This is a genomic window from Bacillus coahuilensis m4-4, assembly GCF_000171615.1.
GTDB classification, from domain to species: domain Bacteria; phylum Bacillota; class Bacilli; order Bacillales; family Bacillaceae_K; genus Bacillus_T; species Bacillus_T coahuilensis.
This window is the reverse complement of record NZ_ABFU01000030.3, coordinates 26,305-41,909: the sequence shown is the minus strand read 5'-3', so window position 1 is coordinate 41,909 and position 15,605 is coordinate 26,305. Positions and strand designations below refer to the sequence as shown.

At 36.8% G+C, this 15,605-nt stretch carries 13 protein-coding genes, 5 pseudogenes and 1 riboswitch; of the genes and pseudogenes, 1 reads left to right on the top strand and 17 read right to left on the bottom strand.

From position 1 onward, the window contains the following. Positions 1-32 precede the first annotated feature (32 nt). From M44_RS08025 to M44_RS21510, 3 genes and pseudogenes are all read right to left on the bottom strand, one after another. On the bottom strand, positions 33-683 hold the full coding sequence (locus tag M44_RS08025; protein ID WP_010172589.1) for a VC0807 family protein: 651 nt from the start codon (positions 681-683) through the stop codon (positions 33-35). A 401-nt stretch (positions 684-1,084) separates the two neighbouring features. After that, complete coding sequence (locus tag M44_RS21515; RefSeq protein WP_010172588.1) at positions 1,085-1,654, bottom strand: 2'-5' RNA ligase family protein; 570 nt, start codon at positions 1,652-1,654, stop codon at positions 1,085-1,087. A gap of 194 nt (positions 1,655-1,848) precedes the next feature. After that, positions 1,849-2,558 (bottom strand): annotated as a pseudogene (locus M44_RS21510) (Type 1 glutamine amidotransferase-like domain-containing protein). 111 nt (positions 2,559-2,669) lie between these two features. Between M44_RS21510 and M44_RS21505 the strand changes: the two are divergent. Beyond that, entirely contained in the window at positions 2,670-3,074 is a 405-nt protein-coding gene (locus M44_RS21505; RefSeq protein ID WP_010172586.1) for a GNAT family N-acetyltransferase, read from the top strand. 259 nt (positions 3,075-3,333) lie between these two features. On the opposite strand, the pseudogene M44_RS21500 reads toward M44_RS21505, so the two are convergent. The 14 genes and pseudogenes from M44_RS21500 to M44_RS07940 all read right to left on the bottom strand — a co-directional run bounded on the left by M44_RS21500 (position 3,334) and on the right by M44_RS07940 (position 15,557). Next, positions 3,334-3,766: pseudogene (locus tag M44_RS21500) on the bottom strand (YlbF/YmcA family competence regulator). After that, positions 3,767-5,306: pseudogene (gene miaB, locus M44_RS21495) on the bottom strand (tRNA (N6-isopentenyl adenosine(37)-C2)-methylthiotransferase MiaB). It lies immediately after the preceding pseudogene. A 158-nt stretch (positions 5,307-5,464) separates the two neighbouring features. Next, a complete protein-coding gene (locus M44_RS28790) occupies positions 5,465-5,845 on the bottom strand; it encodes an energy-coupling factor transporter transmembrane component T family protein (RefSeq protein WP_010172584.1) in 381 nt (126 codons plus the stop codon). Positions 5,846-5,870: 25 nt separating this feature from the next. Next, positions 5,871-6,245 (bottom strand): CbiQ family ECF transporter T component, encoded by a 375-nt coding sequence (locus tag M44_RS28785; RefSeq protein WP_010172583.1) that lies wholly within the window; start codon positions 6,243-6,245, stop codon positions 5,871-5,873. Continuing rightward, positions 6,246-7,202, bottom strand: a pseudogene (locus M44_RS29375) (ABC transporter ATP-binding protein). A gap of 14 nt (positions 7,203-7,216) precedes the next feature. Then, positions 7,217-7,696 carry an ABC transporter ATP-binding protein gene (locus M44_RS25005; protein WP_029326791.1) on the bottom strand — a complete coding sequence of 160 codons (480 nt, stop codon included), beginning with the start codon at positions 7,694-7,696 and terminating at the stop codon, positions 7,217-7,219. After that, on the bottom strand, positions 7,680-8,258 hold the full coding sequence (locus M44_RS07975) for an ECF transporter S component (protein ID WP_010172582.1): 579 nt from the start codon (positions 8,256-8,258) through the stop codon (positions 7,680-7,682). The genes M44_RS25005 and M44_RS07975 overlap by 17 nt, the downstream gene beginning before the upstream one ends. Next, positions 8,255-8,944 carry a thiaminase II gene (tenA, locus tag M44_RS07970; protein WP_010172581.1) on the bottom strand — a complete coding sequence of 230 codons (690 nt, stop codon included), beginning with the start codon at positions 8,942-8,944 and terminating at the stop codon, positions 8,255-8,257. Before tenA ends, M44_RS07975 begins: the two co-directional genes overlap by 4 nt. 119 nt (positions 8,945-9,063) lie before the next feature. Continuing rightward, positions 9,064-9,171, bottom strand: a riboswitch (TPP riboswitch). A gap of 76 nt (positions 9,172-9,247) precedes the next feature. Then, positions 9,248-10,167: pseudogene (locus M44_RS21480) on the bottom strand (dipeptidase). 70 nt (positions 10,168-10,237) lie between these two features. Then, on the bottom strand, positions 10,238-10,498 hold the full coding sequence (gene spoVS, locus M44_RS07960; RefSeq protein WP_010172579.1) for a stage V sporulation protein SpoVS: 261 nt from the start codon (positions 10,496-10,498) through the stop codon (positions 10,238-10,240). Positions 10,499-10,737: 239 nt separating this feature from the next. After that, positions 10,738-11,532: a TIGR00282 family metallophosphoesterase gene (locus tag M44_RS07955; protein WP_010172578.1), complete on the bottom strand. Its 795-nt coding sequence runs from the start codon at positions 11,530-11,532 to the stop codon at positions 10,738-10,740. A gap of 108 nt (positions 11,533-11,640) precedes the next feature. Then, positions 11,641-13,206: a ribonuclease Y gene (rny, locus tag M44_RS07950; protein WP_010172577.1), complete on the bottom strand. Its 1,566-nt coding sequence runs from the start codon at positions 13,204-13,206 to the stop codon at positions 11,641-11,643. A gap of 342 nt (positions 13,207-13,548) precedes the next feature. Further along, complete coding sequence (gene recA, locus M44_RS07945) at positions 13,549-14,586, bottom strand: recombinase RecA (RefSeq protein WP_010172576.1); 1,038 nt, start codon at positions 14,584-14,586, stop codon at positions 13,549-13,551. Positions 14,587-14,846: 260 nt separating this feature from the next. Beyond that, the gene (locus M44_RS07940; RefSeq protein WP_010172575.1) at positions 14,847-15,557 is read right to left on the bottom strand and encodes a nucleotidyltransferase domain-containing protein; all 711 of its coding nucleotides are present in this window, start codon (positions 15,555-15,557) and stop codon (positions 14,847-14,849) included. Positions 15,558-15,605: the final 48 nt, after the last annotated feature.

The following is a 15,605-nucleotide window of genomic DNA, read 5'->3' as shown; positions in this document are numbered from 1 at the left end:
TACTGCTTTCAAAAAAGCGACTAGCCCTTGGCCTATTTCACTTCTTTTAGCTCATCTTCCACTCTTTTTATGATATCCGGTCGATTTTGTATGATTTTACCTATATGCAAGAAGCCAACGATAGTAAATCCCGTCATCATCCAACTAAACAGTTGACGTAACCATATTCCTTTATCGAAAGCGTCTACTCCGTACTCAATGATTAGCCATGCTTTTACTCCCGCTAATACACCGCTTCTTAATGCGAAAATAAGAGTAATTAGTTGAAAGATAAGTAACAACTCCCGCTGATAGAACAAACGTTTGCTGAATGCCCTATCATACCCTTGGAGCTCTGCAAAATCTAAACCAAAATATAAAGTAACTGGTTTTCGAAAGATGATAGTTCCTAAGAAAAATAGGCTCATAGCCGCTGCATAATAAACATTATTCCATAAGAGCTGAATCTCATTTCCAGCTAATACATCGATTAACGTTCCGATGATTAAGGTGGATAACATGTAGATTCCAAACACATTGACACGCTTTAATTCATAAAATCGATATATGGTATAGAGAATCCCTGGAACAGAAGAACAAAGCATCGCATAATAATCACCCATAACATCACGTAATTCATTCCATAGAAGAAGTGGGAGGACTAAGTAACATATTAAATCCAAAACGACGATACTCTTTTTCATAAAGGTTCACTCACTCCTAAACCCCTTACTCACTTTTTACACAGCTAAATGCTACTACTATGAGTATCGGTTGTCTTTTCTTAAAAAGCGCTTCTTAAACATCTTTAGACTTCTTTAAATGAAATTCTAATGACAATAAACTACTACAAAAAGGAGACCGTTTTCTACTCTCCACTGCCGCCTCCGTCTCCTCCGCTTCCATCAAATCCACCAAAAAAACTCTCTGCTTGGTTCGAATGATCATAAGATTAAACGTTAGATGAATGTCTCTTTCGGCTTTTAGACCCCGACAACCCTAGTCCAATAAAAAGGATACTAATGAAAACTAAAACGAGTAAACTAATGAAAGTTCCCATACCCATCACCTCACTATTTAGTTACGGCTGACAGATGAAATAGTTTCAAATTTTTTCCTTTGATAATTGAGTTAACTCCTGTCCTCTTCCAAGCGGTAGATCAAGATACTTACAATAAACATTTTCTTCAACTTCATGGTAAACCCTCAGGTAGTTTACTCGGAACGTTATATTCATTGGAATTTCTCCTTCAATCTGTTCTCTCATTTCTCTTAATTCTTTTTCAGTTAGCCCCCATCTTGTTTGTCCAATGGTTAGGTGTTGAATAAAACGATCATCTTCCATGTACATTAACCTTTCTTCAGTAGCAGGCGACACTGCATTCATTAATCTTTTATGCAGGTAATCTATTTCCTCAGAGTCCGAATGAATATACAGAACAGCATTCGAGAAAAATCTAGGCTCCTTAAGTGTCAGATCAAAACCTTCCACATCTATCAATTCGTTTCGAATGGACTCTAACCAGTTTAAATCTTCTGTTAAACCACTCTGAGCCTTCACCGTAATATGAGGCTCTGCCACATGTTGAATTCTATTATTCTCCCACTTCCCTTGAAATTGTATGATTTGCTTCATCAGTTGTGATGGGGGAACAATGGCGATAAAATACTTCACATTATTCACTCCTTTTCAAATGCTTTTATGTAAAAAAATGCTTACATTGTAAGCATTTTAACAATTTATTAACCTCTAAATTTTCCATCCGAGTGAATAATTTATTTTGTTATCCAACTGGCATCCTCACTTAAAATGATTGAAATTAGTCTACCGGTATCTTCTGGAGACAGAGAGGTAACGCACCCTCTTTCTTACCTTTCACCTAAGTAATTCACCTCAAGCTTGTCCTCCGTTACTTGACCTTCTTTTTGTGAAACATAATAGGCCCGGCATTTTCCCTAGAACTAACACAATTTCCTAGTTCTTCATTAATAAAATGGAGAGCTACTCCATCATCAATCCCATAACCCGCTTGCATAAAACCAGATTGAATAAAGTCTATAAAGCTAGGTCTTCTTTCCTTTTCACCATCAAAGTGTGGACAACAGCTACCAGTTAAAAATCCTAAACTAGTTAAACACTCCAAACCGTCACCATATGAATCAGTTACTCCTTGCTCAAACCAACAGATAGCACCTGCGCTTAAGCCAGCGAGAATGGTACCGTTCTCCCATGCTGTTCTTAAATACGTGTCTATCCCCCATTCACGCCAAAGGGCTAATAGGTTTTTAGTGTTCCCACCGCCAACGTAAATGATATCTTGCTCTAATATGAAGCCTTCAATATCTCTAACATGAGGATTAAATAATGAAAGATGAGTGGGCTCACAGTTTAACGTTTGAAAGGAATTATAGAACCTTTCAATATATCCATCCGAATCCCCGCTTGCAGTGGCTAAAAAGCAAACGTTAGGTGAATCTTTTTCTGATTGATCCAGAATATATTGATCTAGTAATAGGTTGTCTGGCTCCATTGAAAATCCGCCACCACCCATGGCAATAATTTGTCTTCTCACCTTCATCACTCCTTAAGTAAGTTAATCTCCGTTTACCCATTCGACAAGCTTTCAATCTTTCCTCTTTTAAAAAACAAAAAGGATTTAAAATAGATAAAAATAGTTAGGAGTATGAAAATGATTCGATATGCCGAAGAGAAAGATTTACCAGATTTAGTTGAAATTTATAATGAAGCCATCCGAACATTAAATGCAACTTTTGATACAAAAGAAAAAAGTGTGGAAGAACGTAAAGCATGGTTTTCTAGTTATGGTGAAAAGTATCCACTCATTGTATATGAGGACCAAGGCAAGGTTGTAGGATACGCTTCTCTAAGTCCCTATAATATAAAGCCTGCGTATCGATTAACCGTTGAGCTAAGTATATATATTTCAAACGCGTATAGAGGAAAAGGGATAGGAAATAAATTAATTGTTGAAATTCTACGCGAAGGGAAAATAAGAGCATTTCATACGGTTATAAGTGGAATCACAGGAGGAAATAAAGGAAGTGTTCACCTTCATAAAAAAAATAGGATTTAAAGAAGCTGGCGTCATTAAAGAGGTTGGGTATAAATTTAATCAATGGCATGATGTTTATTATTATCAAAAATTTTTATAAAAATCTCTGTTTTATAACGTCGCCAGGTTCCCAAAAATGGTTGAGCTTTTCATTAGGCATTAGTGGAGTCTTCGCTATTTTGCTGCATTCAACTGCTGGAAAATAATAAATTGAACAATACCCTTAAACAAAGCTTTAATAAAAAAAAACGAACAGAATATCATTCTGTTCGTTCTTTTATTATGAGCAGCTACCTGGTGTAGTGGATGCTATTTTAGAACCTGTTTCACCTTTTAACAAATCTCCACCTGTTGAGATAATAATTTCATCCGTCACAGTATTGGAAATAGTATTGGCAACTAATTGAAGAAGATCATTCACATCATCTTGAGACTGCTTGAATTCTTGAACGATTGGTAATTCATCGATTTCTGCTTCGATTTTTTCAATTCGCTCTTCCGTCTGCTTTAAGGCCTCTTCTTTACCATAGTGATGGAAGTTAACCGCTTGTTTTTGAAGAGTTTTTAAGCTAGTAATCTTTTGGCGGATTTTTTTGTTTTTCATTAATTTGAGCTTCTGCACGTTTAAAGAAATCTACTTCTTCTGTTTCTGAGATCATCTTTGCTAATTCTTTTGCACGGACAATAATATCTTCTTTTGTATACTTTGCCATTTAATTCACCCCTATTGTAGCTACTTCTTCAACGAATTCGCCGTTTAAGTGCCAAGTTTTCACTTCTGTAACTTTCACAAGCACACGTTTACCAATAATCTCTTTTGGTCCTTTAAAGTTGACCAATTTATTTTTGCGTGTATATCCTGCTAGAATATCAGGATTCTTTTTTACTTTCACCGTCAACAAGTACTTCTAAAACTTTACCTTCATATTGCTTTAAGGCATTTGCGGAATACTCATTTACTAACGCGTTCAATTCTTGAAGTCGTCGTTTCTTTTCTTCCATCGGTACGTTATCATTCATTTTAGCAGCTGGAGTTCCTTCACGAGGAGAATATATAAAGGTATAGGCCCCTTCAAATCCAACCTCTTTGAATAGTGAAATCGTTTCTTCAAATTGTTCACGTGTTTCATTTGGATAACCAACAATGATATCTGTAGTTAAAGCAACATCTGGAATCGCTGCTTTAATTTTACGAACAAGCTCTAAGAATTGTTCACGTGTATATTTACGGGCCATAATTTTTAAAACATCTGTTGAACCGGATTGAACTGGAAGATGAATATGTTCAACAAGATTCCCTTTTTTCGATAATACTTCAATTAAGTGATCATCAAAATCGCGAGGGTGACTTGTTGTAAAACGAATACGAGGGATATCAATTTTTCGTAATTCATCCATCAAATCGCCAAGACCATACTTCATATCCTCTAAGTCTTTACCATATGCATTTACGTTTTGACCTAAAAGAGTCACTTCCTGATAACCTTGTGCCGCTAAATGACGTACTTCTTGAATGATTTCTTCTGGACGTCGGCTACGTTCTTTACCACGTGTATAAGGAACAATACAATACGTACAGAATTTATCACAGCCGTACATAATGTTTACCCAGGCTTTAATATTACCACGACGTACCTTCGGAAGGTTTTCTACTACGTCCCCTTCTTTTGACCATACTTCTACTACCATTGCCTTCGCCATGTAAGCATCTTTCAAGATATTTGGAAGGCGGTGAATATTGTGAGTTCCAAAAATCATATCAACATGCTGATGTGATTTTAGAATTTTGTTCACAACAGATTCTTCTTGTGACATACATCCACAAACACCGATTAATAGGTCTGGCTTTTCTCTTTTTAAATGTTTTAAATGTCCTAATTCACCAAATACTTTATCCTCAGCATTTTCACGAATAGCACACGTGTTTAAAAGGATAACATCTGCTGCTTCTTTCGTGTCTGTTGCAACGTATCCTAACGCAGAAAAAATTCCAGCCATTACCTCTGTATCATGTTCATTCATTTGGCAACCATAAGTACGAATATAAAATTTCTTTCCTTCACCTAAGCCTCTAAATTCTTCTGAGATCGAAAAGTCGTTATGATACTTTACTTCTTCTTTCCCACGCTTTTTCGCGTCCTTTAAACTTGGAGGCATATAAACAGATTGGAAGTATTTACTATAATCTTTTTCCTGCTTATTGTCTTTTGTGACAACAGACTGTTGACCTTCTAGACGTTGTTCCTCGTTCATTGAAATCCCCTTTCTTATCTAAAGGTCGAAACCTTTCATTACACCTTAACGTATTTACTCAAAATCATTACATTCATGTATAAAAAAAGTAATGCAAGGATTTGCATTACTTTAGTATAACGGGTTTCTACCTTTTTCTCAATATGTGTACCTCTTCGTTATAGCCTCATAACATTGTCTATCGGGAAAATAGGATAATATGTTGACAAAATCGACACAATTACGAAACAAAATATGGCGTAAATGAGATAATAAACATCCCTCTTTGAATAATCGTCCGAGTAATAAAAGGTTCTCTTATCTTCTGTAAACCCTTTTGCTTCCATTGCAGCAGCTAGTCTATGGGCGTTCCGAATATTACCTGCAAGAATTGGGATCATGATGAGTTTCATTTGTTCGACGGCGGACACTCTTGACCCACCACTTCTAACGATTATTGCCTTTCTCATTTGCTGAAATTGATTAAATAGCTGAGGTATTAACCGAACGCCGCTTAGTAAACTATATCCGACTTTATAGGGTAACCGTGCACTTTGCATTAAGCTATAAAATAACCTTGTCGGCTTAGTAGTCAGGATAAAAGAAAAATCCTATTAATGCAAATGAAAGAGCTCGAAGGCCAATGTGAATACCTAGATAAAAGCTTTCTTCTGAAATCTTGATCAATCCAAATTGCCACCATATATTTTCTCCCTGTCCAAATAGAATCATACTCGAGCTAGTTGAAACAAAAATAAAGAGAAATGGTAATAGAAAAAGGAAAAAACGAAAAATAGATTGACCTGATAATAGTAAAATATTTAATAGCAGCAAGATCAGTATATAAAACAGAATGGATGGATTATGGAGAAATAATAGGCAGACAAATAATAAGACGCTTATACCTAGCTTACTAATAGGATTCACTCTATGAACCCATGTTTCCCTAGTCGTTTCCATTTATAGTATCACCCTTTTGTTGCAGTCTTCACGGTTACTCTTATTCTCCGAAATAGTACTTTGATCCATTTTATAAATTCTTGTCGCGACTCGCTCAAGTAAAGATTGATCATGACAAACCATAATTATCGTTGTGCCGTTTTTTTGAAGTTCCTGAAGAGCTAGGAGAATTTCTCTCGTATTGAGTGCATCTTGACAAAACGTCGGCTCATCTGCTAAAACAATAGATGGTCTATGGGCAATGCATGAAGCGATACTAACCCTTTTTTTTGTCCCTAAGGACAATTGGTAGGAGTGCATATCTTTGACATGGTCAAGTGAGAATTGCTGAAGCAGTTCTTCTACACGATATTTCTTTGCGTTTTCCTCCCATCCAAGTAACGATAACGTATATTCTATCTCTTTTTTAACGGTTGGTTGTAGGAACTGCATTTCAGGGTTTTGAAATACTAACGTCATCATCACTGCTCGATCTAAACGCTTATAAACTTTATTTTCTAGTAACAGTTCTCCCTATGTAGGGAGCAACCCCATTATAGCCTCTAACAGCGTACTTTTACCTGCTCCATTTTCACCAATAATCCCTATCCATTCTTGGTGAAAAATCGTCATATCTTTTATGGTAAGGATAGGCTTCTTATTTCGGAATACTTGATAACTCTCCGACTCTATCATCTTAGTAGTGGATTCAAAATGTAACGGATACAAAGGATCTATGTAATGCTTCCAGGAATCCTCATACCATATACCAAATCGTACTAAATCTTCTTTATAGTCCCTTAGAACTTTTTCTTTTTTGTCAAATACAACCAGTTGACCCTTATCATCTAAAAGGAGGATTCGATCAATAAACGGAAGCACAAGATGAATTTTATGTTCAACGATAATAACGGTTTGCTGATCCCACACCTTTTGAACCGATTCCCAGATATCCTTTGTTCCCTTTTCGTCTACCATGGCAGTAGGTTCATCTAAAAAACGTAAAACGGAGAAGAAGCTAGTAGGCAAGCAATCGCTAATCTTTGTTTTTGGCCGCCTGATAATGTTCTTATTGGTTGTTCTTTAAAGTTTCTCAGCCCTACAGTCCTTAATAGTTCTAGAATGATTCGGTCCATCTCATCTGCAGGAACTCTATTGTTCTCTAATGAAAATGCAACCTCTTCACAAACTAAATTCATGCAAAACTGCGAGTCAGGGTCTTGGAATACCACTCCCGTACTGGTTGGAAGCACCAATTCGTCAGCTTTAAAAGGGACAGAGTAGCTTCTTGGTATAATACTGCTTAATAATTGAAGGAGTGTGGACTTACCACACCCCGATGGACCTACGATTAAGATCTTTTCTCCAGGCTCTATACGAAATGATAATTTGTCAAATTGTTTCCTACTAGTTCCTGGATATTTCAGTCGAAGGTTTTCAACCGTTATTCCTATATTATCTTTCGAGCGCATCGTAATCCTCTTTTGTACCACCATGTAAGCTTGCAGTAACACCTGTTGATTCAATTCCTCTAGCTATGGCATATCCGAGAATACCAGCTAAAACGATAGAACCCATTAAACGTAAGCCTATAAATAACAGTAAATTCCATAGCTCTAGTTCTCCTATATACCCTTTGAAAAAATCTAATAGAAGAGAAGCTACACCAGAGAATAAGCCAGCCAGTGCCATGACCATCACTGATTCACTTTCATATTTAAATAAAGCAAAAGCAAGTTCAGCACCAACCCCTTGAAGTGCTCCGTATAATAATACTTCAAGGCCAAATTCCGATCCCATAATCAGCTCTCCTGAGGAAGCGGCAAGTTCAGCCAAAAAGGCAACTCCAGCTTTTTTTACAATGGCGAAGGCAACGATTGCTGCAATGAACCACATGCCATAAATAAGTTGATCCAAATGGATCCCAAGTGGTTTTACACTATAATATAATGGACCCCATAACTTATAAATTACTCCAAACCCAAATGCTATGGTAACTGTCACCAATATATCTGTTAACGTTAGTTTTTTCATGCTCGAACACCTCTTCTCATTTGATTCATAGGCCACTCTTCTGACGTGAAAGCCATTTCCCAGAAGGCTAATTCGTACTGTGAACTAATGAGAAAGTGCTCTGTCATTCGTTCTTTCTCCTCAACCGATGCAAGAGCTGCCAACTCATCTAAACGATGAATTTGCTCTTCCACTAGTTCTTGAAACCAAGAACTACTATACGTATCAATCCATTTAGCAAATACTTCAACTTCTGGTTTTTCGTCTTTAAATCGTTCACCAATCTCTCCGTATAGCCAATAACATGGTAGTAGAACAGCAATCATTTCACCTACCGTTCCGTTTAAAGCTACCCTGTACATATGTGACGTATAAGCATAAGCGGTTGGAGCCGGGGACTCTTTATCAATGTCCATTTTTGTAATAAATAAATCATTATAATAACTTTCGTGTAAGCTTGTTTCCGCTTCCCCTGTCGCACTCGCATGGAATGCTAGTCTTGCTGTCATATTCAAATCTGTTGCTTTGCTGGCTGCTATTGCTTGGATTCTAGCAAAATGACGTAAGTAATAGGTATCTTGTATAATATAGAATCTAAATTTTTCTAGCTCTAAATCACCCTTTACAATTCCTTGGACAAATGGATGTTGAAAGCTTTCTTCCCAGTAATAATTGGCTTTTTGACGCAATTGTTCAGTAAATTTCATAGATTCTTCCTCCTATTTCTATTTTTTTGAAATACTCGAATGAACCGATAGAAATGAACGATACACAATAAAAAATCCACTTTCACATACATGAAAGTGGATAGAAGACATACGAAAGAATATGTATCAGTCCACTTCCCTCCGCTGGTGTTAACCAGATCAGGTTCTAAGAGTCTTAAAGTCCTTACTTTAATCTCAGCTTTTTAAAAGCTCCCCTAGTGGTAAATCTAATTTAATTTTAAATTTAATTTGGAACGTTCCATCGTTATCTTCACAAATTTTCATATTTTTGTCAATGATTTTTTAAAAATGAATAGCGGAGGCAAAATTTAAAAATAAGATATTCTTTACTACCTGCGGACGATATTCTTTATATAAACGATCAATTAATTGTTGATAGTTTCGATAGGTATGTAGACCCACTACAGTCTCTTCAATTCCATCAAAATCGGACCCAAACCCAACCACATGCTCTCCTGTTCGTTGCAGCATATAATCTACATGAGAGAGAACATCATCAATCACGGCAGGACCATTCTCTTTTAAAAAGTGGGGGACAAATGTAATACCTATTTTTCCTCCTTTTTCTTTCAAGCAATCTATTTGATTGTCTTTTAGATTTCTTGGATGTGGACATAGGGTATACGAGTTTGAATGAGAAGCAATTGGAAAGCGGGCTACTTTCATCACATCCCAAAACGCTTTTTCTGAAAGGTGAGAAACATCTATCCAAGCATTCCACTCATTTAACATCTCTACAACCTCGTACCCAAACGTTGTCAAACCTGCCCCCCTTGGCTCCATTGCCCCGTCAGCCACAGCATTCGCAAAGTTCCAGGTTAATCCGACAGAGCGAACACCAAGTCTTAAGAGAGTTGAAAGTTTCATTATATCCTCTTCAATGGCTTCACAGCCTTCAAGTGTTAAGATCGCCCCAATTTCTCCCTCTCTTAAAGAAGTAACATCATGCTTTGAAATGATTAATTTTAACTTTTCATTAGGTTGGATAATTTTTTCATAGAAATCATCCACCATTCTAAGTGCAGCAGAAAACCGTTCCCCCGGCTTTAAATGAGAAGGCAGATAAATGGCAAACAGTTGAATCTTCCCACCAGTGGATACTAGCTGCTCATAAGTGATGTGCAGCGAGGAATCTTGATAAAACTGTAATCTGGGATTCAGATACATTTATATAAAACATCGCAATGTGCATCAAAAATCATCCGAAACTCCCTTTCGTAACGTCATTAGTAAAAAGCTGATAGGAGAATCTCCTATCAGCTTTTTTCTCATTTAACGTGGTTCTACAATTAACTTAATCGCTGTTCGTTCTTCTTGATCAATCATAATATCAGTAAAGGCAGGTATGCATATTAAATCAACACCGCTTGGTGCTACAAACCCTCTAGCAATGGCTACTGCTTTGACAGCTTGATTTAATGCGCCTGCACCAATTGCTTGAATTTCTGCAGCTCCTCTTTCACGGAGAACACCGGCCAGTGCACCTGCTACAGAATTAGGGTTAGATTTTGCTGAAACTTTTAATATCTCCATTTCATTTCCTCCTTGTCATTTCCCGTACCGATTGTTCATGCTCCATGAACATGTGTGGGATAACAGTATCCACTGCTACTATATTCAGCGAAAGGCTTGAGTATTCCAGCTTGTACAAGGATTGCAGGAAATGAAAGAGAATATGATGAGGAAATGATTCAAAAAGTTATGTAAAAAGAGGCTAACTTAAAAAAGTGATTAAATCGACCTTTTTGAGTAGCCTCTTTATATTATTCAATCTAATATAGAAATGGGTGATCCTCGTTTATAAGTATTCTTTCTACCTTTTTTGCTTTCCCAGACTTTACGTCCACATCCACAATAACTCCACTCAATACTTTTTTATCTGTTTTGGGTACTTCAAATCGTGCAGGTAATGAATTTAAGAATTTCCCCATAATTGGACCCTTATCCATTCCTAAGATTCCATCATAAGGACCCGTCATACCGACATCTGTTAAATAGGCAGTCCCTTCAGGTAGAATTCTAGAATCGGCTGTTTGTACATGTGTATGTGTACCTACAACGGCTGTTACTCGTCCGTCTAAATACCAGCCCATCGCTTGTTTTTCACTAGTTGCCTCAGCGTGAAAATCCACAAATATAATCGATGTTCTTTTTCTAGCCTCTTCAATTAATTCATCTGCCTTTTTAAAAGGGCAATCAAGAGGTGGCATAAATGTTCTCCCTTGAAGATTGATCACCGCAATTTCTTCAGCATTATATTTTTGATACACAATCCCTTGCCCGGGTGCGTCAGGAAAGTTTGCAGGACGAACTAAGTTTTTGGCCTGATCAATAAACTCAAAAATATCTCGATTATCCCAAGCGTGATTGCCCAATGTAACAATATTCGCTCCCCATTCAAGAAATTCCCTATAAATTTTCTCAGTAATCCCTCTACCAGAAGCTGCATTTTCACCGTTTATGATGACAAATTGGGGCTTATATTTGTCTTTTAATAAAGGCAGATTCTCTTTAACCATATCACGACCAGGTGAACCTACCACATCTCCTATAAAAAGAATTCGCATAACATCAATCCTCTCAAATCTATCGCTTTAGTTGCAAAATTGTTTCAGTTCGTTAGTTGTTTCCTTATAGTTAAAAAAGCTGCTAGAGTACTCTCTAGCAGCTTTTTTTTATTTTGCATATTCAACCGCACGTGTTTCACGAATAACTGTTACTTTAATGTGTCCTGGATAATCTAACTCTTCTTCAATTCGTTTTCGAATATCACGGGCTAATCTATGTGCCTCTAAGTCATCAATAGCATCAGGACGGACCATTATACGAACCTCACGACCAGCTTGAATAGCAAACGATTTCTCTACTCCTTCATAGGATTCAGAAATCTCTTCTAGCTTTTCAAGTCTTCGAATATAATTCTCTAGTGTCTCACTTCTTGCACCAGGTCTAGCAGCAGATAGTGCATCAGCAGCTGCCACTAAAACAGAAATAACAGAAGTTGGCTCAGCATCACCATGATGGGATGCAATCGCATTGACTACTACAGGATGTTCTTTATACTTCTGAGCTAATTCAACACCAATTTCAACATGGCTTCCTTCTACTTCATGATCGATTGCTTTACCTATATCGTGCAGTAATCCAGCACGTCTAGCAAGCATTTCGTCTTCACCTAATTCAGCTGCTAATAATCCTGAAAGGAAAGCCACTTCCATAGAATGCTTTAACACATTTTGGCCATAGCTTGTACGGTATTTTAATCGACCTAGAATTTTGATTAAATCTGGATGTAGACCATGAACACCGACTTCAAATGTTGTTTGCTCTCCAACTTCTCGAATATACTCGTCAACTTCTCTGCGAGATTTCTCCACCATTTCCTCAATACGAGCTGGGTGAATACGTCCATCTTGAACAAGTTTTTCAAGTGCTAATCGAGCAGTTTCTCTTCTAATTGGATCAAATCCAGAAAGAATAACTGCTTCAGGAGTATCATCAATAATTAAATCAATACCTGTTAACGTTTCTAAAGTACGAATATTTCGACCTTCTCGACCGATGATACGGCCTTTCATTTCATCATTTGGTAATGTAACGACAGATACCGTCGTTTCTGCCACATGATCTGCTGCACATCGTTGAATCGCTAATGATAAGATCTCTTTTGCTTTCTTATCAGATTCTTCTTTAGCACGATTTTCGTGGTCTTTAACCATAATGGCAATGTCATGGGAAAGCTCATTTTCAACACGATCTAAAATGATGTTTCTTGCTTCGTCACGAGTGAGCCCCGAGATTCTTTCTAGCTCAGTTTGTTGTGCGGAAATCATCTCGTCCACTTTGCTTTCCATCTCTTCAATATGTTGTTGTTTTGCATGTAAAGAATCTTCTTTTCGTTCTAATGAAGCCTCACGTTTTTCTAGGCTTTCATCTTTACGGTCTAGATTCTCTTCTTTTTGCATTAATCGATTCTCTTGTTTAAGTAATTCTGCTCTTCTTTCACGAAGTTCATTTTCCGTTTCGATTCGAAGAGTGTGAATTTCATCTTTCGCTTCTAATAACGCTTCCTTTTTTAGAGCTTCTGCCTCACGCTTACCTTTTTCAAGGATTTGCTCTGCAGCATTCTCAGCACCGTTAATTTTCGCTTCAGCAATCGATTTTCGATAAAAATAGCCAACAACTACACCGACTGGTAGGATAAGCAAAATGGAGATGATGACTAGTAATAAGGTATCCATCATTTCACCTCCTCTTGCTATCTTATTTTCATGTCTTTAACATGTCGGCTTGTACATTTTCTGTAACATACAGCACTAGGCTTCTCAAAATATTCATTGAAAAATTAAGAAATTGTTCATTACAATTTTAAGTCTGTCAATACCCATTGTCAAGTGCTTGCAAGGGTATATTTGGTATTCTCGATAAAATGAGCGATTATACTTACTTAAAATAGAATCTTTTTTAACTGAAAATTATAAGTCTTTTCCATTTTTATGGTTCATCTTAGGGTCATGCGAACATATAAAAAAGCGATCCTAGCAAATTCAACAACTATCTGCTAAGATCGCACTTCTATCTACTTATTCTCCTAATAAATCAAATTGTTCGTCTGATTCTTCAACTTGAACATCATCTAATCCGTAGTGTTCACGAATTTTCAATAGAATTTCTTGACGAATGTCTGGGTTCTCTTTTAAGAATTGTTTCGCATTTTCTCTACCCTGACCAAGTCTCTCTTCATTATAAGAGTACCATGAACCACTTTTTTGAACGATATCTAAATCGGAACCAAGGTCAATAATTTCACCTTCTTTAGAAATTCCTTCCCCGTACATAATATCTACTTCTGCTACACGGAATGGAGGTGCAACCTTGTTTTTAACAACCTTAATTTTCGTTTTATTACCAACCATATCATTTCCTTGTTTTAACGTTTCAGCACGACGAACTTCTAAACGTACGGAAGAATAGAACTTTAACGCCCTTCCACCAGGAGTTGTTTCTGGGTTACCAAACATAACTCCAACTTTTTCACGAATCTGGTTAATAAAAATAGCAATCGTTTTTGATTTATTTATAGCACCAGAAAGTTTACGAAGAGCTTGGGACATTAATCGAGCTTGAAGACCAACGTGAGAGTCTCCCATTTCTCCTTCGATTTCAGCTTTAGGAACAAGTGCAGCAACAGAGTCAATAACTAAAATGTCTACTGCGCCACTACGCACTAATGCTTCCGCAATTTCCAAAGCTTGCTCACCTGTATCAGGTTGAGAAAGTAAAAGCTCATCAATATTAACTCCTAATTTCTGAGCATATACAGGATCTAAAGCATGCTCCGCATCAATAAATGCCGCTTGGCCACCTTGTGCTTGAACTTCAGCAATTGCATGAAGTGCAACAGTTGTTTTACCTGAACTTTCGGGTCCATAAATTTCAACAATACGTCCTCTAGGGTATCCACCTACTCCAAGAGCTGTGTCCAGTGTAACGGAACCACTTGAAATTGTAGAGATTTTTCGATCTTGTTGTTCACCTAATTTCATAATGGAACCTTTACCAAATTGTTTCTCGATTTGTTTAAGAGCCATATCTAAGGCTGCTTGACGATCATTACTCAAAAGGGATTCCTCCTTCAATCTATCAATCTATAATTCAGTTTCTTCTAAAAAGAAAAAAACATTGTTCATTAATTCCTATCTATACTATAAATGTTTTTAACAAGATATACAAGCAAAAAATCGAACATCCATTCGTTTTTTTGTTTGTATCATTTTTCCACTAAAAAGAAATTTTTGATAAACAATAATTAATAAATTTACAAGAATTTAGAGCTATTTGATAAGCAAAAAAATATTCCAATGTAGTCTACTTTTAACTTTTAATCCATGCCTATGGAAAAGCCTTCGAAAAACCTTCCACCATACGGAAGCAGAACTTTATCAACAAATGTTATAATCTTAGACTTGTTATTGGTTTTATAGTAGTAGTCCAAAGCGATAGTAAACTCTTTTGCTAAGACCACATCATACTGAACTAATGGTCGGAAAGCCCATTTTGAAGTGCCAGTCCATTTGCCATTTGTTCTTAACATAAATTCACTGACTAACTCAGCAAGTTTCCCTACTATAAATAACCCTTCCTCTCTATCTTCACAACCAATTAAATCCTCTAAACAATCTGTAATAAAATATTGCTTTTCCTTAATTGTTTTCTCACTCCATCGTTCTGGTCCTGTTTGTAGCCAATCCTTTGCTTCTCGATTAATAGTATTCAATACTCCATTGTCTCTTATAGGGATACCTTCGTTTACCATCCATGGCATACTCGGTCTACCAGACTCGCAATCTTGCTTAAAGAAGTGTGCGTAAGAAGTCAAATTATGGGCAAATAATTCAATGTTCCAGCCAAATTCTATAAATGATTTCCTATATGAGGATGATAGATTTCCATCAAATACAACGATATCTAAATCGGAAGTCTCTGTTGCTTGCCCTCTAACAACACTTCCTGCAAGCAAAGCTCCTTCACAATGAGGGTGATACTTTATTACAAATTGTCTTGCAGCATCCATTGCACTTAATTTCCTCAACGTATTCCTGCCTCCTACTCCTATTACTAAGTTAGAAATTACTATATA

Coding starts and splice junctions, on each gene's coding strand:
- M44_RS08025 (WP_010172589.1), bottom strand. CDS start 683: ATGAAAAAGAGTATCGTCGTTTTGGATTTAATATGTTACTTAGTCCTC.
- M44_RS21505 (WP_010172586.1), top strand. CDS start 2,670: ATGATTCGATATGCCGAAGAGAAAGATTTACCAGATTTAGTTGAAATT.
- M44_RS28790 (WP_010172584.1), bottom strand. CDS start 5,845: ATGCAAAGTGCACGGTTACCCTATAAAGTCGGATATAGTTTACTAAGC.
- M44_RS28785 (WP_010172583.1), bottom strand. CDS start 6,245: ATGGAAACGACTAGGGAAACATGGGTTCATAGAGTGAATCCTATTAGT.
- M44_RS25005 (WP_029326791.1), bottom strand. CDS start 7,696: ATGCGCTCGAAAGATAATATAGGAATAACGGTTGAAAACCTTCGACTG.
- M44_RS07975 (WP_010172582.1), bottom strand. CDS start 8,258: ATGAAAAAACTAACGTTAACAGATATATTGGTGACAGTTACCATAGCA.
- tenA (WP_010172581.1), bottom strand. CDS start 8,944: ATGAAATTTACTGAACAATTGCGTCAAAAAGCCAATTATTACTGGGAA.
- spoVS (WP_010172579.1), bottom strand. CDS start 10,498: ATGGAGATATTAAAAGTTTCAGCAAAATCTAACCCTAATTCTGTAGCA.
- M44_RS07955 (WP_010172578.1), bottom strand. CDS start 11,532: ATGCGAATTCTTTTTATAGGAGATGTGGTAGGTTCACCTGGTCGTGAT.
- rny (WP_010172577.1), bottom strand. CDS start 13,206: ATGGATACCTTATTACTAGTCATCATCTCCATTTTGCTTATCCTACCA.